This window comes from Aminobacter sp. MET-1 (genome assembly GCF_026521175.1).
GTDB lineage: Bacteria > Pseudomonadota > Alphaproteobacteria > Rhizobiales > Rhizobiaceae > Aminobacter.
The window spans coordinates 35,406-53,066 of the sequence record NZ_JAMSHL010000014.1 but is presented as its reverse complement, the minus strand read 5'-3'; the positions used below and the strand labels follow the sequence as shown (position 1 = coordinate 53,066).

At 58.9% G+C, this 17,661-nt stretch carries 26 protein-coding genes and 1 pseudogene; 10 read left to right on the top strand and 17 right to left on the bottom strand.

What is annotated here, in order from left to right:
• Positions 1-6: 6 nt before the first annotated feature.
• The 9 genes from NDO48_RS19135 to NDO48_RS19095 all read right to left on the bottom strand — a co-directional run bounded on the left by NDO48_RS19135 (position 7) and on the right by NDO48_RS19095 (position 7,648).
• The gene (locus tag NDO48_RS19135) at positions 7-1,185 is read right to left on the bottom strand and encodes a lytic transglycosylase domain-containing protein (protein ID WP_267322106.1); all 1,179 of its coding nucleotides are present in this window, start codon (positions 1,183-1,185) and stop codon (positions 7-9) included.
• Positions 1,163-3,679, bottom strand: coding sequence for a VirB4 family type IV secretion/conjugal transfer ATPase (locus NDO48_RS19130; RefSeq protein ID WP_267322105.1), 2,517 nt, complete (start codon positions 3,677-3,679; stop codon positions 1,163-1,165). The genes NDO48_RS19135 and NDO48_RS19130 overlap by 23 nt, the downstream gene beginning before the upstream one ends.
• Position 3,680: 1 nt before the next feature.
• The gene (locus NDO48_RS19125) at positions 3,681-3,992 is read right to left on the bottom strand and encodes a VirB3 family type IV secretion system protein (RefSeq protein WP_267322104.1); all 312 of its coding nucleotides are present in this window, start codon (positions 3,990-3,992) and stop codon (positions 3,681-3,683) included.
• Positions 3,993-4,003: 11 nt separating this feature from the next.
• Positions 4,004-4,390, bottom strand: coding sequence for a TrbC/VirB2 family protein (locus NDO48_RS19120; RefSeq protein WP_267322103.1), 387 nt, complete (start codon positions 4,388-4,390; stop codon positions 4,004-4,006).
• Complete coding sequence (locus NDO48_RS19115) at positions 4,387-5,328, bottom strand: lytic transglycosylase domain-containing protein (RefSeq protein ID WP_267322102.1); 942 nt, start codon at positions 5,326-5,328, stop codon at positions 4,387-4,389. Before NDO48_RS19115 ends, NDO48_RS19120 begins: the two co-directional genes overlap by 4 nt.
• Positions 5,329-5,530: 202 nt before the next feature.
• On the bottom strand, positions 5,531-5,836 hold the full coding sequence (locus NDO48_RS19110; protein WP_267322101.1) for a hypothetical protein: 306 nt from the start codon (positions 5,834-5,836) through the stop codon (positions 5,531-5,533).
• A 157-nt stretch (positions 5,837-5,993) separates the two neighbouring features.
• Complete coding sequence (locus NDO48_RS19105; RefSeq protein WP_267322100.1) at positions 5,994-6,812, bottom strand: hypothetical protein; 819 nt, start codon at positions 6,810-6,812, stop codon at positions 5,994-5,996.
• Positions 6,805-7,050 carry a hypothetical protein gene (locus NDO48_RS19100; RefSeq protein ID WP_267322099.1) on the bottom strand — a complete coding sequence of 82 codons (246 nt, stop codon included), beginning with the start codon at positions 7,048-7,050 and terminating at the stop codon, positions 6,805-6,807. Before NDO48_RS19100 ends, NDO48_RS19105 begins: the two co-directional genes overlap by 8 nt.
• 139 nt (positions 7,051-7,189) lie before the next feature.
• A complete protein-coding gene (locus NDO48_RS19095) occupies positions 7,190-7,648 on the bottom strand; it encodes a hypothetical protein (RefSeq protein ID WP_267322098.1) in 459 nt (152 codons plus the stop codon).
• A gap of 524 nt (positions 7,649-8,172) precedes the next feature.
• On the opposite strand from NDO48_RS19095, the gene NDO48_RS19090 reads away from it, so the two are divergent.
• Both NDO48_RS19090 and NDO48_RS19085 read left to right on the top strand, forming a co-directional pair.
• The gene (locus NDO48_RS19090) at positions 8,173-8,631 is read left to right on the top strand and encodes a hypothetical protein (RefSeq protein ID WP_267322097.1); all 459 of its coding nucleotides are present in this window, start codon (positions 8,173-8,175) and stop codon (positions 8,629-8,631) included.
• Positions 8,632-8,730: 99 nt separating this feature from the next.
• Complete coding sequence (locus tag NDO48_RS19085; RefSeq protein WP_267322096.1) at positions 8,731-9,603, top strand: tetratricopeptide repeat protein; 873 nt, start codon at positions 8,731-8,733, stop codon at positions 9,601-9,603.
• Positions 9,604-9,664: 61 nt separating this feature from the next.
• On the opposite strand, the gene NDO48_RS19080 is transcribed toward NDO48_RS19085, so the two are convergent.
• Both NDO48_RS19080 and NDO48_RS19075 read right to left on the bottom strand, forming a co-directional pair.
• Entirely contained in the window at positions 9,665-10,069 is a 405-nt protein-coding gene (locus NDO48_RS19080; RefSeq protein ID WP_267322095.1) for a type II toxin-antitoxin system VapC family toxin, read from the bottom strand.
• Positions 10,066-10,323: an antitoxin gene (locus NDO48_RS19075; RefSeq protein ID WP_267322094.1), complete on the bottom strand. Its 258-nt coding sequence runs from the start codon at positions 10,321-10,323 to the stop codon at positions 10,066-10,068. Before NDO48_RS19075 ends, NDO48_RS19080 begins: the two co-directional genes overlap by 4 nt.
• Before the next feature lie 134 nt (positions 10,324-10,457).
• Here NDO48_RS19075 and NDO48_RS19070 point away from each other — a divergent pair, with 134 nt between their 5' ends.
• Entirely contained in the window at positions 10,458-10,853 is a 396-nt protein-coding gene (locus tag NDO48_RS19070; RefSeq protein WP_267322093.1) for a hypothetical protein, read from the top strand.
• Between the two features lie 8 nt (positions 10,854-10,861).
• On the opposite strand, the gene NDO48_RS19065 is transcribed toward NDO48_RS19070, so the two are convergent.
• The 5 genes and pseudogenes from NDO48_RS19065 to NDO48_RS19045 form a co-directional block, all read right to left on the bottom strand.
• Positions 10,862-11,059: a hypothetical protein gene (locus NDO48_RS19065; RefSeq protein WP_267322092.1), complete on the bottom strand. Its 198-nt coding sequence runs from the start codon at positions 11,057-11,059 to the stop codon at positions 10,862-10,864.
• 96 nt (positions 11,060-11,155) lie between these two features.
• Positions 11,156-11,449: pseudogene (locus NDO48_RS19060) on the bottom strand (DNA -binding domain-containing protein); the annotation flags it as partial.
• A gap of 140 nt (positions 11,450-11,589) precedes the next feature.
• On the bottom strand, positions 11,590-11,808 hold the full coding sequence (locus tag NDO48_RS19055; RefSeq protein ID WP_267322091.1) for a hypothetical protein: 219 nt from the start codon (positions 11,806-11,808) through the stop codon (positions 11,590-11,592).
• An 81-nt stretch (positions 11,809-11,889) separates the two neighbouring features.
• The gene (locus NDO48_RS19050) at positions 11,890-12,108 is read right to left on the bottom strand and encodes a hypothetical protein (RefSeq protein WP_267322090.1); all 219 of its coding nucleotides are present in this window, start codon (positions 12,106-12,108) and stop codon (positions 11,890-11,892) included.
• Between the two features lie 58 nt (positions 12,109-12,166).
• Positions 12,167-12,379: a hypothetical protein gene (locus NDO48_RS19045; protein ID WP_267322089.1), complete on the bottom strand. Its 213-nt coding sequence runs from the start codon at positions 12,377-12,379 to the stop codon at positions 12,167-12,169.
• A gap of 406 nt (positions 12,380-12,785) precedes the next feature.
• Here NDO48_RS19045 and NDO48_RS19040 point away from each other — a divergent pair, with 406 nt between their 5' ends.
• From NDO48_RS19040 to NDO48_RS19030, 3 genes are all read left to right on the top strand, one after another.
• Positions 12,786-13,358, top strand: coding sequence for a hypothetical protein (locus NDO48_RS19040; RefSeq protein WP_267322088.1), 573 nt, complete (start codon positions 12,786-12,788; stop codon positions 13,356-13,358).
• A 605-nt stretch (positions 13,359-13,963) separates the two neighbouring features.
• Positions 13,964-14,377 (top strand): thermonuclease family protein, encoded by a 414-nt coding sequence (locus tag NDO48_RS19035; protein ID WP_267322087.1) that lies wholly within the window; start codon positions 13,964-13,966, stop codon positions 14,375-14,377.
• Positions 14,368-14,862 (top strand): hypothetical protein, encoded by a 495-nt coding sequence (locus NDO48_RS19030; RefSeq protein WP_267322086.1) that lies wholly within the window; start codon positions 14,368-14,370, stop codon positions 14,860-14,862. Before NDO48_RS19035 ends, NDO48_RS19030 begins: the two co-directional genes overlap by 10 nt.
• Here the strand turns inward: NDO48_RS19030 and NDO48_RS19025 are convergent.
• Entirely contained in the window at positions 14,859-15,308 is a 450-nt protein-coding gene (locus NDO48_RS19025; protein WP_267322085.1) for a hypothetical protein, read from the bottom strand. The two genes, NDO48_RS19030 and NDO48_RS19025, sit on opposite strands and share 4 nt — an antisense overlap.
• Positions 15,309-15,381: 73 nt before the next feature.
• On the opposite strand from NDO48_RS19025, the gene NDO48_RS19020 reads away from it, so the two are divergent.
• The 4 genes from NDO48_RS19020 to NDO48_RS19005 are packed head-to-tail and all read left to right on the top strand — an operon-like array spanning position 15,382 to position 17,652.
• Complete coding sequence (locus NDO48_RS19020) at positions 15,382-16,053, top strand: nuclease (protein WP_267322084.1); 672 nt, start codon at positions 15,382-15,384, stop codon at positions 16,051-16,053.
• Between the two features lie 17 nt (positions 16,054-16,070).
• Positions 16,071-16,718: a thermonuclease family protein gene (locus tag NDO48_RS19015; protein WP_267322083.1), complete on the top strand. Its 648-nt coding sequence runs from the start codon at positions 16,071-16,073 to the stop codon at positions 16,716-16,718.
• Positions 16,715-17,341, top strand: a complete 627-nt coding sequence (locus NDO48_RS19010; protein WP_267322082.1) for a thermonuclease family protein — start codon at positions 16,715-16,717, stop codon at positions 17,339-17,341. The genes NDO48_RS19015 and NDO48_RS19010 overlap by 4 nt, the downstream gene beginning before the upstream one ends.
• A gap of 2 nt (positions 17,342-17,343) precedes the next feature.
• A complete protein-coding gene (locus NDO48_RS19005) occupies positions 17,344-17,652 on the top strand; it encodes a hypothetical protein (RefSeq protein WP_267322081.1) in 309 nt (102 codons plus the stop codon).
• Positions 17,653-17,661: the final 9 nt, after the last annotated feature.

Genomic DNA, 17,661 nt, shown 5'->3' with positions numbered 1-17,661 from the left:
CCGCTCTCACTGTGTCCGACGGCTATCAACAACCGTCACCAAACCAACCACATTGTCTTCAATTGCCGCGAATGACGACTCCAGTCCCTGGATGCGCGCCTGCTCCTGCAAATATGCCAGCATCCGCCCGACATCCGCGCTCGATGCATTCGGCGGCACCGCATAGCACCGCGTCGATCCAGTATTGACCACAGACGACGGGCACTGGATCTCGTGCATAGCGATCTCGCCCGAGCCGTCGCCAAACCTATTATCGTCACTTCCAGCACCTGAAGATCGCAAACTCGCCGACGCGCCCTTCAGCTGATCGAGCATCGACTGCTGCTTCAGCTTGTTGAGCTCGAGCGACTTGCCGACAAGTGCATTCCACTCCTGTCCCCGAGCAACCTGCGCCTCGGTGTTGCGGTCCATCGCCTCCTTCAGGGCCTCGCCGCAACCAGCCTCGGCCGAAACCGTCTCCGGCGTCGGGTTGCCCGTCGGCGTCTGGTCGCCATTCTGCTGCTTGTTACGCTCGTAATAGCCGCTCACCTTGCGCACATAATCCTGCGTCTCCTTGAACGGCGGGATCTTGCCATTGCGAAGCGACTGCCTGTGCGGACCGGCATTGTAACCAGCCGCCACAAGATCCAGCCGACCAGGATACATCGCCATGATCTGCTTCAGGTACTTCACGCCACCGCGGATGTTGTCGCGCATGTCATAAGAGTTCACGCCCAGCTGCTTGGCCGTCCCCGGCATCAACTGCATGACGCCGCGCGCCCCGACCGGCGAAACCGCGCTTTGACGGAACCGCGATTCCTGCTCGGCAATCGCCATCGCGAAATTCGGGTCAACGCCCTGGCGCCGCGCCTCCTCCGCCACCATCTGCCGGACCTGTTCCTGCGAGGCATTGCGCGGATTGTTCGGGCCAACCTGGCCGCCCCATCCATTGCCGCCGCCGAACGACGAGCAATCCATCCCGCCAGTGCCCTGCCCCGGCGCGAAGCTGTTCGTCGTGTCGCCAGCATTGCCGCGCGTCGTGCGCTGGTTCTTCTGGTACTGGTCGTACCATTGCTGCGTCGTCTTCTGGATCGTCAGCCGCGCACCGTCGATCACCGGCACCTGTGCATATGACGCCGTGGACGCGAGCATGGCGCCCGAAAGCAGCCATGCCGTCGCCGATTTAAGCAGTCTTGCGTGCATCATCGCCCTTCCCTCTCCAATCGCAGAACTTGTCCAACCACCCGCGCGGATCATCGCCATGCTCATCCCTGAGCATTTCGACTTGCCGCACCGTGTCCTCACGGCCCGACAACACCTTCACGAAATCCATCATGTGGCTCATGTCCACACGCGCAATCACACTGTCACGCGCATGCTTGATCAGCATGTAGCGTTGCGATGGATCACCATCCTTCACCCAGCGGAATTCGGCCGCCGACAAGCCAAAATGCTTGCGATAGCTGTCCTCGTCGGCCTTCGGATTGGCGAAGAAGATGTTGGTCGACGTCTGCTCGATGATCGTGCGCGAGACACTCGACTTCACCACGTCGTCAGCCGACTGCGTGCCAAAGATCACCAGCCCATTGCGCTTTCTGATCGTCTTGAAATAGTCCTTCATCGAGCGCTTGAACTCGTCGTCGTCAAGCAGCTTCCAAGCCTCGTCCATCAGATTGATCACCGGGGTCTTGCCGTCATAAATCTGGTCGAGCCGGTGGAACATGTAGAGCAACGCCGCCGTGCGGACCTGTGGGTCATCCAGAATGCTCGTCATGTCGAAGCCGATCATCGGCCTGGCAATGTCCAGCCTGTCCTCAGCATTGTCGAACAGCCAGGCGTACTGCCCGTCATCAATCCACTTCTCCAACCGCGCCTGCAGGCTTGCTTCCGTCCGCTGCGACCCCGACAACAGCGAACGCAGCGCCGACATGCGCCGGAACTTCGGATCGCTCGTCGACATGATGTTCTTGATCGCCGTGCGGATGATCTGCTCTTCCTGCGGCGACAGGTTCTCACCCTCCTTGTTCGGCTTCAGCATGAAGCTGATCAGCCGATACAAAAAGACCCGGTTCTCTTCGTTGTTCTCCATCGAGAACGGATTCCAGCCGGACGGCTCGCCCGGTTCCAGCGTCATGTACGTGCCGCCGGCGGCACGAACCATGATGTCCAGGCCGCGATCCTTGTCGAAAATCACCGTCTTCAGGTTCGGATTGACCCGGTACGCCTGGTTGATCAGGAAACCCATGATCACCGTCTTGCCCGAGCCGGTCGGGCCGAACACCGTCGTATGGCCCACATCGCCCTGATGGAAATTGAAGAAGAACGGCGTTCCCGAGGTCGTCTCGAAAATCGTGATCGCCGGCCCCCAATGGTTGCCGTCCGGCTTGCCATAGGGATAGGCGTGAAAGCTGCTCAATCCCGCGAAATTCAGCGTCGATATCGTCGCCCGTCGCGCAATATAGGGCTGATTGCCCGGCAGCTGCGCCCAATAGCACGGCTCGCAATTCCAATCCTCGCGCACATAGGATGCACCCAGCGCGCCGAACTCGGAGCCGATCACCGCAACCGCCTCATCAAGGGCGTCAATATTCTTGGCGATCGGCATCACAGTCAGATGATGCTCGGCATAGGCGACGTTCTTACGCGCCAGCGCATCGCGCGCAAACTCCAAGTCCGTCTGGATCGAGGAACCGCCCTCATCCGACTTCGACAACTGGCGATCCAGCCGGTCGATCTTGTATCGGGCCGACTGATCGTCGACGAACGAAAGAGATTGCGTCACCACCATCTCGAAAGGTTGCTTGATGATAAAGTCGAGCATGCCGGCGCCGGTCTCCGGCGGATACTCTTTCAGCGACACCATCGCCGCAAAGCGATCGTCGGCCCTCGTATCGCCCTCGAGCTGGATCGTGCGATTGCCGAATGTCGTGCGCGCCGCCGGCACCATCTCGTCCAGCGGCATATCTCCAAGCAACATCGGCCGCACCCGGCCACCATTCAAAAGCGTATAGAAAAACTCGGCCTGCTCGGAAAACCACACAACCCGCGCGTCCGGCTCCAGAACCATATCATCACTGATATCGCGGAAAATCCGACGCCCGTCAGGCATCTTCACTTCAACGCGCTTCACATCGCGCAGAACTTTCGGACCATAGGCATCCAGGCTCTTTTCCATCGCCCGCGTCGCCTCGACCAGCTTGTCACGCATCGCGCGGAACTGCTCCCGGGCAACCATATTACCGCCGGCGCCCATGATCCGGCTGAGCAACGACCCCTTCTTGAACACCGGCCGAACCACCACCGACACATAGGTGTCGTTCACGAACATCTCATTTTTCGAAATGCTCGACTGATAGACCTCGTCCAGCCGCGCCATGAACGGATCAGCATAATTGCCCGGCAAGGACGGCTTCACCTTATGGCGAATGACATGCGTATAGATCGCAAAGCTGCCCAGGCCCGAAATCGCCCTGAATGCCGAATTGCGCTGCCTCTGCAGCAAATTCACATAGTCGATGTCCGCCGTCTCGAACGAAAACCCGTTCAGCCGGATCGTCGTCACCAGGCAATCATTCTTCAGCCGCACAATGCCATTCTCTATCGGCGCAAAATACGGGACATGCGTCGACACCCCCTTGTCCGCGAAGATCTCCCATCCGCGCGACAAATTACCCCTCAATGCACCCGCGACTGTCGTCATCTCATTTCCCGTATGTGGTCAAACCACCGCCCAGCCTGCGGCCAACCGGATTGACGCCGCAAGCCGACTTGCGCGCGATGATGTCGAACAGCCACAGATCGATCTTCGTACACGCCACGTACAAAATGGCGTGCAACACCGTGAAGACGACCGGAAACCACAGGATCGACCCCAGCGCCAAAAACGCCATCAACGACACAAAGCATTCTGCCAGAAAGAAACTGTACGGAATGCCAAGCACCGTCGGCGGCCGCGTCATCGCCAAGATGACGCGATACGTCTCGACTTCCTCGATGTCGTCTTGCTCAGCCATGGCGCGTCACATCACGGCGTGCCGCCACCGCCACCACCACCAGCCAGGAAGCTGACCAGCTCGGCCGCCGCGAACATGCCCGCCAACGAGCCGCCGACGCGCAGCAACGCGCCCCAGTTCCAGTAGCCGAACGCCGCCGCCATAAACATGCCGATGAAGGCGATCGCGCCAACCGACCGGCCGAACGGCCCGGTGAAGAACTGCACGACACGCTGTGCCGCGCTCTCAAGAGCCTGAAGGTTCTGCGCCGCTGCCGGCTCCATCGATGTCAACAGAAGCACGCCAGCCGTACCCGTCGCCATGACCGAATGCACCACCAGCTTCTGGCTGCGCGGAGAATTCCACCCTTCCTTAGCGGCGTCCTTCAGGCCCGCCCAAAATGTCTTTACGCTGCTCATAGACTGCCTTCCTTTCTAATTTTCACAGGACCATTCGGATCCTGCGCCTGCTCCTCAGTGGCGCCCCCCTCAAGGACGGGCTCGTTCGCTGAAAACACCAACATCGACGATCGCGCACGACTTCCGCCGCGACCTGAAACCTGCCTTGATCCCGAGGCGCTTACTCCACCCCGCGGCTTTCCAACTTTTCCGATGTCGCCTGCCTTGTAGGCATTGGTGTAAAGACCAACGACGCGCGTCACATAGTCCGCCGTCTCGCGAATGAGCGGCATCGACGTGCGAACATCCACTTTCGGCTCGCCCGCATTGTAGGCGGCCGCAACCAGAACCGGATTGGCGTACTTGTCGACCAACACTTTCAGGAAACGTGCCGAGGCCCGCACATTCTGCACCGGATCATTCAGATCCTCGGCTCCAAACGACTGCCCCGTCTCCGGCAGCATCTGCATCAAGCCGATTGCGCCGGCGCTGCTCACAGCCTGCGGATCAAACGCGCCGTTTTCCGTGCGCGCGATCGCCAGCATCAAATTCGGATCGACACCCTCGTCGCGCGCCGCCTGGACAATCAGCCCCGCATATTCTTCCGGTATGCCGACTATCAGATCCTGACGCACTTCTGTCTCGCCGCCGCCGATGGAACCCGTCACCAGCTGCTCCGTCGCTTCTGCCGCCGTCTTGGCTACAGACAGATCACGCGGTGCTTCAACCCGTATCGGCCCATCCGCATAGGCAAACACATTCGCCGACGAGCGTGCCGCCTCCTTGCGCCTGGACGGAACATCGGCCGCCGCCGCCCTCGGCGCCGATGCCGCCTCCCCGAACCTTTGTGAAAATGCGCTGTCGCTCAGCGGCGCCAAATCCGGATCGACGCTCACCACGACCGCCGGATAATCCTGCGGCTGCGCGAATCCAGACGCGGCCGTGGACAACAGCGCCACAGCCGCTAATTGCAAGACGCTACCGCGCGTCCATCTCGTTGGCATTGCCCGCATCTGTAAGACCTGAACGTTTTTGGCGCTCTATCTTACACTCTAGTAGAATCTTTTTCGCGCGGCGCAAGCCTAAAAAATGTCACCACCGTCACATTTTTTGTTTGTCAGATCGCAAACAGCATGTCGCCACACAGCCATCAAGGCTGATCTACCCGCCCTTGCGATCCCAAGGATCGCGCTCGCGGCGATAACGCAACTGCTCCCGATTCCCGAGATACTTAGCAAGCTTCACCGCCGTCCCGCCCTTCACGAAAACCGAGCCGGCATCGGCTCCAGTTCGATAGCCGACGATCGTGCAGACATAGTTCGGCAAGGGCGGGTTCACCCGAACGATCTCATAGCAGGACGTGACCTGATACTGGTACTGATCGCCCAGCGCCTGGAACCGCCGGTTTCTCTGCTGCACTGGCCCCAACCAGGTCCCGACATAGGCCGAAACCGTCGTCTGCACCAACTGGCACTCCGAGAAATTGCCATAACCTCGACATTTCGTCAGCTTCAGCCCGGCCCACGGATGCGACACGGCATATGTCTGTGGCCTCACCCCTGATGCACAAGCCGTCAATGCAATCCCCGCCGCCGCCAGCGCTATAAGTCCACCAATCCGCATCCTATGCCGCCTTCTCCGACCAGCCATATCCATCATTCACAAGACCTTCGACGATCTGCTCATACGCAAAAACACAAACCTTTCCGGCATCATCAGTGCAGCTCAGCGAACTCACGACAATGCCGGCCTGCCCGAGCTGCTCGACCATGACGCCGACTTCTCGCCCGCCGATCGCAGCAACCGCCGTCCAATCCGTCTTGGCCCCCTTGCCGCCAAAGCGAGCCGACCAGGCATAGCTACCACTACCCAGATCCAGCATGAACTCGACCGTCCCATCTTTGCCGCCCGGATCCGTGCACGCACCACGCGCTACAACCGCGAATGACGGCCCGATCGTCTCCGACACCTCAATGATCGTACCATCATGGAAATTGGTGGTCTCAGCAGCCTCTGCGACGATCAATTGCCGTTCGTTGAACATCGCCCGCTGCGCACCCCACTGCACAAAATTCTCCATCACCGCATCGGCAACCTGGTCAAGACCGCCAGATTCGCCGCAATGCTCGCACACAAGCGACATCACGCCCTCGCGCAGCTGCAACAGATCCTCCGCCCGCTGCGCCACAAAATCACAGCCATGCAAGTCGGCCGACCTCCAGCTGCGCACCACGCCGTAAATGCCGAGACGGTTCACACTCTTCGCGGATCCCACACTGCATTCTGTGTCGATGACGCCGTCAACGATCTGGCTCATCGGACCCAGCACCACGCCATAGCTTCGGCTTTGCGCCCCGCACTGCCCACAATCGAACTGTGCCGGCACCAGGAACCAATCCTGCGAAAACACCGCGTTAACGCTCGCCTGCCGCGCCTCAACCATCCTGCTTTTCCTCCGGCCAGATGCTCACCGTTCCCCGCGCCATCCCGGTCGACATCAGCGATTGCGCAATCAGCGCCCGTCCAGCCAGAGTGACCAAAGCCCGCAGCACATCGCCCTTGCTCTCGTCGAGGCATGCCTCGGCCAACCTCAACGCCAACACGTTCTCCTCGCCTTCCGCCTGGATCACAAAGCGCTGCGGCCCCTCTTCCCTTGAGCCGCCAACCTCGTCTTCCGCCAAATCGAAAACCTCGTTCCGATATCGTCAGAATTTCACTACAGTAGAATTTTTATGATCGCAATCACTCTCGAAAATACGGCCGGCAGCTCCTTCGGAACCGCCGGCCGAACACTTCGTCCGTCCACATGCCTCCCGGCCGCTATTTCTCTATGGCCGTTGCCGCCGGCGCAATCGACGCAGATTCCGACAAATTCAGGACCTGCCACGTCACCACGCCTGCCAAGATCACAAAGAGCACAAAGAGCACTGCGATCACGACCTTGCGATGCTGCTCAATTCGCCACCAAAAACGCTTACTTCGCATCCGAAGGGAGGTATCGTTTATGATTAAGGCCGTCGCCGTTACGCCTTGTATTTCTTGATCTATTTCCGTTTCCAGCCCTTGCCGGGTCTTCTCCAGAATCTGCTCGTAAGAAGCACCCAGAAATCCCGATTTGATCATCCATTCGTAGGTGTGACGGACCAATCGCCCTTCCTCCAAGGCCGGCAATTCCATCTGCAATTCGCGCATGCAGGTCCGTACCGCGTGCGCCGTACGCTCCAATGTAATGAGATTATCTTCCGCCAGAAGTGCTTGAATTCCCGTCGCTTTCAGCATTCGCACCAATTTCCCCGCCGTTTGCTGATCCCGCTGCGGAGCCATCCGCAATTTCATCGCCAGAACCCGCCAAGCACGCCGGCGCAGCCTCGCTTACGCCAGTTCCGGCGACGCCAACTTTTCCCGTAAATTACACTCCAGTGCAAGCCGCTACGCGGACGCGCTCTATGCCTGCGGCACCGAGCCCCGCACACGGGTCTCGGCCCATCCGGGTGACGATCGCTCTTGCAGCCGTCATCACCGCCGCGCTTGCCCGCCACCGTATTCGCCTCGCTGGACCAGCCAGCGAACCTAATCTTCAACGATCATCTTAAGACGCGACCCAAGGGGGACAAGCCCCCCTTACCGTCGCAAAGCGCCACCTTGCGCCTCAGGTGCAGCAGCTAGGTCGCGCCTGCGGCGCAACCTCCATGCGCACCCTCACCGCTGCGCTGACGCTTTCCGCCATCCCCCCTTTCGCCGGCAAGGAGAAGGCCGGGCGTGCGCCCCGCCTTCAGCACAATTGTCCATACCCGGAGACCAAAATGCCAAGCCAAACCGCCGGCTACCTCATCGACCCGACAACCGGAACCCTCTCCATCGCAGCCATCCACGATCCAGCCGATCGCCTCGGCCACGACACCGGTCACCAGATGCAGTTCATCCTCTCCGCCAAAACATTCGACGTCCTGCCCTTCGAAATCGACGGCGTCAGATACCTCGCCTGGCACGACGCCCTGTGCTTCGAAGGTTATGCGACAGGCCTCATCACCATCGACAAATCACCGTTCATCGCCGGCCGCTGCATGATCTTCGCCGACGACGGCAAAACCCCGGAAGACGCCGACGCAACACCCTTCGGCCTCACACCCCAAATCGCAATCACTGATCTCGCGAAACGCGTCACCTGCTACCGACCGGTCATCATCCCGCGCCTCACAAACGGCGCGCCAACCGGATTCGATCTCGCCCTCGAGCGCTCCAGATTGACCGTCGTCTCCTGATCAGCCAAATTCTCAGAATAATCAGGGGCCACCTCACCATATAACAAAGCAGGCCGGCGACGCAGCCGGCCTTATCACGATCGGGGATCTCCTCAAGGCATGTTGAATACAATTCGAAAGTGGCTGAACGGACGCGCCGACCGCAAATATGAACGTATGCCGCCATTGCCCGCACACCAGAATGCTCCCGACAACCTCTACGACATGATGCCGAACGATCTTGCCGCCCTGGCCAAGGCCGGCGACGGAAAGGCTGCCTATGTGCTCGGCGATATTTTCGATCAGGGTGATCGAGATAGGCCTCGCAACTTCAAGGCCGCGCTCGGGTGGTATATGCGTGCCGCCGAACTCGGCGACGGCGATGCATTGAACAATCTGGGCAGCATGTCCCAGCACGGCGACGGCTTGCCAAAAGACATGATTGCAGCCCGCAACTATTATGAACGCGCCGTGGCAGCCGGAAATCCCGTCGCGATGGGCAATCTCGGGAAATTCTACCAAAAAGGCGACGCCGGATTGCCCAAAGACGGTGTCAAAGCCCGCGAACTCATGACCAAGGGCGCCGAACTGGGGGACGCAAATTCAATGCTTTCCATCGGCTACGACTGGCGAAACGGAGTGAGCGGCCGACGCAATCCGCGCAAGGCACTCTTCTGGTACAGAATGGCAGCGAAGGACGGCCATCGGAGCGGATACTTCAATCTCGGGCAGAGTTACAGGCTGGGAGATATCGTCCCGCGCGACTATGCCAAAGCAAACGAACTGTACGAGCATGCTCGCTTGAGAGGCAGCGCCTCTGCAACCTATTGCCTCGGCCTGCTCTACTGGGACGGCCTTGGTTGCGAAAAGTCGCCCGCCAAGGCGCTCGGCTATTTTCGCGAAGCAGAAGATGCAGGCGATCCCGATGCCCCAGAGGCCATCAGAATCCTGCTAGAACAACACCCAGGCCTCCAACCGGAGGAAGATATCTAGCACCCGATTTGCGCTCCCTTCCGCCAACGGGTCGGTCATTCGCTTCCCAGCTAGTCGAGCTTCATCCCAACCAGTTTTCGACCTTCAACTCCCGAATCCGTGTGAACTCGCTCGTATTGCCTGTCACCAGCACCGCCCCCAGGGCGTACGCATGTGCTGCGATGAATAAATCGTTCGGTCCTATGGGCCTGCCAGCTGCCTCCAGTTCAGCCCGTATGCCGCCATATTCGGCGTCTGCCGGCACATCGAGCGCAAGCACTTGCATACTCCCGAGGATGGCCTCAATCTGCTCCAGCAACCTCACTGATCCCTTCTTGGCGCATCCATAGCGCAACTCGGCCGCGGTGATGATGCTGACGCACACCGCATTCGACCCAACCTCGGCAATCCGACCCGCAACTACACCCTGCGGCCTGCGGGCAAGCTCAGACACGATATTCGTGTCCAGCATGTAGAGCGTGCTCAAAGATGGATTTCCTTCAACGGCAGCAGGCCATCATCAATGTCGGGAAATTCATCCTCCGGCCCTAGCGGCGTCAGACCAGCCAGCACTTCCAGCAGATCCTTGCGGCGTATCGGCTCTATGATCAGCCGATCTCCCTCGCGGTGAATCATCACCTTTTCGCCGGGGAGCTCGAAATCGGCCGGGATGCGCACAGCCTGGCTCTTGTTGTTGCGGAAAAGCCTAGCCTCACGGTGATCATCACTGGATAGCGCCATTGCGGCCTCCGTATGCATATGCCGTTGTATATACATCACGGTGCGACACTGTTCAATGTCGTGTGTCCATACCGGAATCTGGTGATACCCAGCCCTCGCAAAAGCTGCTGTCCTTTCGCGAAAAGGACAAGCCCATGCCCATTATCTCCCGAACCCTGGCTGAAGATATCACCGGCCGTTGGCAGCTGGTCTACGATGCCGCCGAACTGCACCTCTATATCGGCTTCGCAAGACCGGATTCCGAGCCGCCACCCGAGGAGAGTGTGACAGTCGACGACTTCATCGCGACTATCCCCTCGACCGATCTGCGGGCGCAAGCCCAGAATGCGCTAACGGGCTTCCTGGAAACCGTCATCGACGAGCCCACCGTCGTCGCCTCGTTGCGCTCAAGAGCTCACCAGTTGCGCCGCGGTTCAATCGACATGACAGACGTCAAGGCCGTCGCCGCCACCTGCGCTTTCCATGCATGGTGCGACGCCCAGGAAGACGAATACGGCTTCTGGATGAATATCTTCAAGGCGCTGCCGTAGCAGCAATATTATCTGTCAACGTTCCCGCTATAGACGCGATACGCTGCCAGACACCACAGTCCAAATCCGACCAGGCCGCCGATCCCGAAGATCCAGCCCACACCGGCCGGCAGCCACGCCATCATCAGGCCACCGAGCACCATCAGCAGCGCGCCAAGCAATACCGGACCTTTCACCAGCGCGCTTGTGTTCTCGCCTTCTGTCATCCTCTATCCCATTTTCGGCTCACTGATTGAGCGCGTGCCAACCATAACCGCCTGTTCGGATTCGGCGTCGAGTTCCACCACGATAAGCCGGCGTCTTCAATGCGGCGCGCCGCCTTGCAGCAGGTAGCGATAACCGTGTGTGGTCATCCATTTCGCACGAGCAAGATGCGTTTCCCATGCCTTCCTTGCCCGGTCATGTTCCTTGTCCGGATCGATATGGAGCACAATTCTTGCCACCTCGCGCCAGTCTGCGTCGTCCGCGTCCGCATCGAGTAGTCGCAAATAGGTGACGAAATGCTCCTCATCGTAACCGGTGAGCACATGCGACTCCGGCGCTACATCGGCGACGTTCGGGTCCAAGGGCGTCTTTCTCATTCGCTCCTGCCTTTTTTGTAACTTGTCAGTTAGTCCGGGGCATGAATCTCAATTATCGCGATCATGAGTGGCCCTGCCACCCGGGTTTTCTTTCAGGCACGATGTCCTTGGCGTCCTCGTCCCAAAGCGGATTGCAGTCTGTCGGCTCGCCGCCATCAGTTTACAGAGCTTGATCCATCGAAGACGGCAAGCTGATCCGCCGAACAGTCTTCGGCATGGAGGGCGCCGCGCGGCCTGAAGCTTACCTTTGCAGGACGACTGCCTTTCGGAATAGGATAGATGATCCCAATGATATGGCCGATCCTGCCGTCAGAGTGTTCAATCAACTGCTGTCTTTTTTCGTAGAACAGCGTCTGCGCCTCTTCTTCAGTCATGTGCTCTCCTTCGCGCCCAGCCGCAACCACCTACCGCTACCATTCACCATCGTCGTTCGTGCCTGTCAGGCCACTCTAGAGCTACTGGTGAGTGTAGCCAGTTGGCATCACCCATTGGGGTACAGGGTCGCTACCAACTAGCGTAATGTTCAGGCCGTTTGTCCGGATATAGGCGAGCGCCTCTTCCTCCTTATCGAAGCGCATTGCTTCGCGACTGTCGCGGGCGATGCTTTGGCCGTCAAAGGCCAGAAGCGTTTGACCCAATATGTCGCCATTTAAGCTGATTGCCCACGGTTTCATGGTCTTTCCCAATCTCCCAATCGTGCCTTTGCTGGAACCGCGAACGGCTTCCCTCTCCCTATTTGGATGATCGTCTTCTGATCCAGTGCTCGTACAGAAAGATCAGCACGGCGATGATTGCAAGCAGCCACGAAGTCCTGTCATAACCATTGAAAATCGCGATGCCGGACGCAACAGCGACAAGGAGTGCGACAAGCGTTCTCCAGTCGTCGCTGATCCCTGCTTTTAGAACGCGCCGCATCTCTACCAATCGGCCTCGTAGATCATCCATCCGCCGCTCCCATGATGATCGTTTCCATGTCTCGCCTGCCTTTTCTGGATTCTATCCGGCGAGAGCCTGCGGTCGCCGCTCAACTGCGGCGAAGCCTGCGACTACAGCATGTGCCGCATTTGCCTGGCCATCCCGTATTGCCGCAGGCACGCAGGGCAGGCGCTGCCAGCTTGGCGAACGGAACGAAGTGCCTTCAAATTCCATTCTCACCACCTCGAAAGTTTCCGGAAAGTGTCCTCGAACCGGATCATGCTGATAGAAATGGAACCGCGACGGGTCGAGCGGCGGCGCATCGACGCGGCGCTTGAACCAATTGGACCATGAGCGGCGATGATCCCGACTGTCTATCCCTTGTTTCCTCCCGGTCGTCAGTTCGCACGCCTCCCGGAAAATCATTCTCGACGAAATGCGCGCCCTCGGCACCTTCGCCGGCAACCCGCTCGACGCAATCCCGATCTCAGCGATCGACGGTCTCTTTCTCGCCAGCTCGGCCACCTTCTCATCCGCCCTGGAAGACCGCCACATCAAAACAGGCGGGATCCGAACAATGCGCGATCTCGCCGACGCCCCACAATTCATCGAGCCTGGCCGCAACAGCCGCATCGCCAAAGTCCAGATCACGCGCGGTCAGTTCAAGGGCCACCTCTCCCGCTATCGCCAGATTTCCGCCGAAACTGTCTCGTGGACGGCGTCCGGAGATCCGGATCGAACGGCTTCCCTAATCGACAATGCCCGTCAGATCGGTGCGCTGCGCAAGGACGGCTATGGCGTCATCGCCGCTGTTACCGTCGAAACAGACCCGGCGATTGATCCCCTAAGCTTTAAAGGCCGCCCCTTGCGCCCTATCCCGGTAGATCATCCATGCGCGGCCGACATTGATCCTGCGACCCCACAGGCTGAAGACACCTGGCGTCCGCCTTACTGGAGCGCGGAGAATCGAGCCCGCTGTTATCTGCCCGATCGGCAGACCTTCAACTGAGCCGCGCCATTGTGACCGCTACGAACGGCCCCAATTCCACCCGCCAACGGAGGGGCCGGCAGCAGAATCCGGCGCTATTGCCCGCGCCAGCAACCGCAGCGCCTGGTCGGACCGTTGCAAGGCCACTGTTCGTCCGCCGGCCCCTTCTTGACGGTCCGGACCTCCTGACATGGGCGAAAGCTGAGGGCTTCCAGGACTGCCTTCCAGCTTCCGACCTGCACGTCACCATCATGCTGAGCCACATCGCAGTTGACTGGTCATCAATGCCAGCCCTGTCTTGCGCCCCCTTGATGGCTCGCCGCTCGAGTAAGCGATCCGTGCGCCGCTTCGGAGAGATGGTCGTGCTGACGTTCGGCTCCAAAACGTTACAACGGCGATACGCAGCTTACCGCCTCGCTGGCGCCAGCTGGGGGCTGCCGTCTTTCCGGCCGCATATCTCGTTCTCCATCGACACACATCGCGACCTCACGGCCGTAACGCCCTATTCAGGCCCTCTCCTGTTCGGTCCGGAGATCCGCAGTGAGCCTTTCGGCGATTTGACACTGACGATTGACGCTCAAACACCCTGACGATTACACTATCGTCACATTATAAGAATCGCAGACATGTCAAAGATCACCCTGTCCATCATCTCCCTTGCCCTCCTTGCGCCGGCTCCGGCACTGGCCCAATCAGGATCATTTCCGCTCTGCTCATACGGCAAGCGATCACAATGCGTAGTGGACGGCGATACGTTCTGGCATGGCGGAGAAAAATACCGGCTGAAGGACATCGATGCGCCCGAGATAGCCGGCGGCGCCAAGTGCCAGCATGAGTACCAGACCGGCGTTGCAGCGGCCTACAAGCTGCAGGCAATGCTTGAATCCGGCATTGTCTCAATGACGCCGTTCGGCCAGGACCGCTATAAACGTAAACTCGTAGCGGTTCTGACAAATCAGGGCGATATTTCCAAGGCGCTCATCGACGCCAAACTTGCACAGCCATACGGCCGCGGCGCTTCACGAGCCTCATGGTGCTGAGCGGCCGCGCCGCCGACCCGCCCAGCGCAATCGGCTTTTTCCTGCGGCTGTTCGCCTTCATCATTTTTTCGGGACTTCTGGTCAGAGCCGGTTACTGGCTCATCGGTCCGCTCGACAACAGGTTCCGGGAGATCGAGCACGTAGTCAGGCTCTTTGTTTTCGGCCCGTTTCTTCTGTTGGCACTCTATCCCCTGCTGATCCTGGCCGTGGAAACGCTTATGCATTTCGTACCAACGCCGATCGCGCGCACCCGGTCCTGGAAAGAGGCCACACTCAGAAAAGCCGAAGAAAACGCCGCCCTGGCAGCATTCACTTCGGCTTTCTTCCTCGCCGTCGTGCTGGGTTTGCATTGGGTAATCGGCCAGATCGAAGATCCGATCAGTCTCATATTGCTGCGCTGGTCATACTGGCTGTCACTCGCCAGCTTGGCAATCTCGGCTGGCGCGGCACTGATGGGTTTCTTCGTCGTAAGATGGCGCGTTTAGCGATAACCCATCGATTGTTCCCACTTCGCCTGGTCTTCCTGGCGATTCCGTTGGGCAATTAGGTTGTCGTTAACAAAACGGTTCCGCTTTTCTTCTTCAGTTTCGGGCCTCAACGTAGCCGACAGCGCTCCTCTAAAAAGCCAACCGCCAATAACCACGACAAGCAGCAATGAGCAGACTTGGATCCAAAAGAAGGATTGGTAAACATCCCTGCCCCAGCCGCCGATTGCGAAGCTCAACTCTGCATCAATGAATGCCGTTCCAATCCACAGCGCGAACCATGCAACGATCGCTATGCATGGCAATACCACCGCTAGTGCAGCCAGAAACAGGAGGACTTTCACAGCAGTCCATGCTGCAACGGCTGACCACAACGCTAGGCGTCCCACGGCCGCCATTGTCTTGGTCAACCTATCAATCACCGCACTTTGCCCATCGTTTTCCAAGCTTAGCCGCTTGCACTGTCGTGTAATTTTCTTTTATAGCATAAAGTCGTCGGTTCCAAAAGCCGGTGGTGAGATGCGCGGACTAGTTCTTAGGATTTTAGCTGCACTGGCAGCTTCAACGGCGAACGTCGCTGCCCAGCAGCAGGCGTCGCCCAGTTCTGCCAAGTTTGTCGACTATTATCAGAATGCGTATTCGCAAGGTCGCGACCTGATACCAGGGCCACAAACGGCCCTTGATCCAGCTTCATTGATCAATTCACTCAAGCTCGAAACCGTCACGCCGGAAGCCGCATTGACCGGTGCCGCATTCATTGATGCAAACAACACCGTGATCAAGCTGGCCGGCATACAGGGATGCCTTTCCACCCAGCAGCTCCGCATGAGTACCAGTAGTGCCTCATGCTCGATGATCTCACTCGCCGGGCTTAACGCTGCGCTCCAGACCGCGTCGGCACCTGCAGGTGGTGCATTTCCATGCCATTTTCTTGCTACAAACACTGGCAATCCACCCGTTCGTTTTGCCGAGTGTTTCTTCATCAAGGAAGACGATAGCGTCCAGCCGCTCTCCGAGTACATCATTCGTCAGGGCTTCGCTTTCGCGGCACGTTCACCCAACGGCATGCCGCTCTTTCCCGAATATGCTGCCGCTGAATCTGACGCCGCCAAGGCCAAGGCCGGCATTTGGGCCAACTCATCCTTCGTTCACCCCTACGGCGAACGATATCGCAATCTTCAGATGAATTGATGCGAGTCTCGACAATCATGCTCATTGCTGTCATCGCCGGATCGCTCACATACGTTCATTTTTACGTGCTGCCGACCTTGCCGACTTCACCGTCGACAATTCAAGTTCAAGCACAGCCGGCACCGTCTGCCGGATCTCCAGCACAGCCACCAGATCCAGCCGGCAATGCCCCACCGTCAAACTTCTCGCCATTTCCGACTGAGGCGCAGTTCGAAAGCGGCGACAGCTGGATTGCGAATGGCAAACGCTACCGCCTCTACGGCTTGCAATCATGCCTCCGCGGCACCTCGATTACACTCTCACAAGGCGTCAAGCGCGATTGCGGCGAGCTCAATCTGATTATGGCGCAAGCTATCATTCGCGACGCCAAGCCAGTGTGCACGACTGTTCACGAACTCGACGTCAATAACATGCTCGTCGTCTGTCAAACGACGACAGGCAAAACTGGCTACGATCTGGCAACCTTCATGATCGCGCAGGGGTGGGGCTTTGCCGCCACCGGCTCGCAGGGTCAGCTCATCGTACCCGGCTACCGCGTTGCGGAAGAAGGCGCTCGCACCGCCCGCACAGGCCTATGGGCTTATTCTGATATGCCACATCCCGTCGCCGTTTTGCTCGACCAGCAGAAGCAAAAGATGCCGCAGACTACGGCCACACAACCATGATCATTCTTAAGTCACGTCCTATGCTTGTCGCTTGCGCCATCCTTGGCATAACCCCGGCATTCGCCCAGAGTTCACTCGACATCATGCTGCCGAAGCAGATTTATGGCCGTGTGCAGGTTCTGGACGGCTCGACTATCGAATTTCTGGAACCGAAACAGCCCGTTCGCATCGCCGGTTATCTCGCGCCAAGACTGGAGCAAAACGCCAACACCGACGGGGTTGAGTGGCCTGCCGGCCAGGTCGCCCGCGCCTGGCTCATTCTGCGCACGCTCAAACGCGACGTGAACTGCGCCCCCGTCACTCGGGATACTAACGGCACCCTGCTCGCTCACTGCTTCGTTGAAGAAACAAATCTGGCGGCGACGGCTATCGCCGACGGCATCGGCTACGCTTTCAATTATCCCGGCGAACCACAGGTACCGGCCTATTTCGACATAGAGCGCCGCGCTCGCGGTCTCGGCTTCGGCATCTGGTCAGATCCAAAGCTTCCGCCTCCGTGGAATTACAAACCTGCCGCTCCTACGAAACCGGCCACGCCATCTCCTACCCAGGAACCGGGAATCCCCGGCCTGCCCTTGCCGCCGCCCTCTCCAGGATCAAACGACACTACCCCGCGAGGCTAATTATGAAGACTTTTCTGATCGCACTTGTGTTTTCTGCCTCGGCAGCGTCGCCGATTGCCACTGCCGTTGCGCAGACTTCGCAACCACCGGCCGCTCAACTCGATCCCGCTCAGTGCGGCGCCGGCGGCATGGGCTGCACACCAGACGAGGTCCGCAAATGGATGGAGAAAGGCAACGAACTCGCCGATCTCTCCAACGCGGCTCTCAGCCAGTACGCATACGCCTGCGCTCAACACCCGGACTGGAAGAATGACTGCGATACCGATCCCGCCAAGGTGATGAAGCGGCTCGGCATCACCGATTACCAATAATGTGAGGCA

Bases quoted from the DNA above. Each gene is read 5' to 3' on its own strand.
- NDO48_RS19085 (WP_267322096.1), top strand. From the start codon at position 8,731: ATGTTGAATACAATTCGAAAGTGGCTGAACGGACGCGCCGACCGCAAA.
- NDO48_RS19010 (WP_267322082.1), top strand. From the start codon at position 16,715: ATGATCATTCTTAAGTCACGTCCTATGCTTGTCGCTTGCGCCATCCTT.
- NDO48_RS19095 (WP_267322098.1), bottom strand. From the start codon at position 7,648: ATGCTGAAAGCGACGGGAATTCAAGCACTTCTGGCGGAAGATAATCTC.
- NDO48_RS19020 (WP_267322084.1), top strand. From the start codon at position 15,382: ATGCGCGGACTAGTTCTTAGGATTTTAGCTGCACTGGCAGCTTCAACG.
- NDO48_RS19125 (WP_267322104.1), bottom strand. From the start codon at position 3,992: ATGGCTGAGCAAGACGACATCGAGGAAGTCGAGACGTATCGCGTCATC.
- NDO48_RS19090 (WP_267322097.1), top strand. From the start codon at position 8,173: ATGCCAAGCCAAACCGCCGGCTACCTCATCGACCCGACAACCGGAACC.
- NDO48_RS19055 (WP_267322091.1), bottom strand. From the start codon at position 11,808: ATGACTGAAGAAGAGGCGCAGACGCTGTTCTACGAAAAAAGACAGCAG.
- NDO48_RS19050 (WP_267322090.1), bottom strand. From the start codon at position 12,108: ATGAAACCGTGGGCAATCAGCTTAAATGGCGACATATTGGGTCAAACG.
- NDO48_RS19120 (WP_267322103.1), bottom strand. From the start codon at position 4,390: ATGAGCAGCGTAAAGACATTTTGGGCGGGCCTGAAGGACGCCGCTAAG.
- NDO48_RS19065 (WP_267322092.1), bottom strand. From the start codon at position 11,059: ATGACAGAAGGCGAGAACACAAGCGCGCTGGTGAAAGGTCCGGTATTG.
- NDO48_RS19015 (WP_267322083.1), top strand. From the start codon at position 16,071: ATGCTCATTGCTGTCATCGCCGGATCGCTCACATACGTTCATTTTTAC.
- NDO48_RS19030 (WP_267322086.1), top strand. From the start codon at position 14,368: ATGGTGCTGAGCGGCCGCGCCGCCGACCCGCCCAGCGCAATCGGCTTT.
- NDO48_RS19005 (WP_267322081.1), top strand. From the start codon at position 17,344: ATGAAGACTTTTCTGATCGCACTTGTGTTTTCTGCCTCGGCAGCGTCG.
- NDO48_RS19035 (WP_267322087.1), top strand. From the start codon at position 13,964: ATGTCAAAGATCACCCTGTCCATCATCTCCCTTGCCCTCCTTGCGCCG.
- NDO48_RS19040 (WP_267322088.1), top strand. From the start codon at position 12,786: ATGCGCGCCCTCGGCACCTTCGCCGGCAACCCGCTCGACGCAATCCCG.
- NDO48_RS19105 (WP_267322100.1), bottom strand. From the start codon at position 6,812: ATGGTTGAGGCGCGGCAGGCGAGCGTTAACGCGGTGTTTTCGCAGGAT.
- NDO48_RS19045 (WP_267322089.1), bottom strand. From the start codon at position 12,379: ATGGATGATCTACGAGGCCGATTGGTAGAGATGCGGCGCGTTCTAAAA.
- NDO48_RS19135 (WP_267322106.1), bottom strand. From the start codon at position 1,185: ATGATGCACGCAAGACTGCTTAAATCGGCGACGGCATGGCTGCTTTCG.
- NDO48_RS19130 (WP_267322105.1), bottom strand. From the start codon at position 3,679: ATGACGACAGTCGCGGGTGCATTGAGGGGTAATTTGTCGCGCGGATGG.
- NDO48_RS19075 (WP_267322094.1), bottom strand. From the start codon at position 10,323: ATGGCGCTATCCAGTGATGATCACCGTGAGGCTAGGCTTTTCCGCAAC.
- NDO48_RS19070 (WP_267322093.1), top strand. From the start codon at position 10,458: ATGCCCATTATCTCCCGAACCCTGGCTGAAGATATCACCGGCCGTTGG.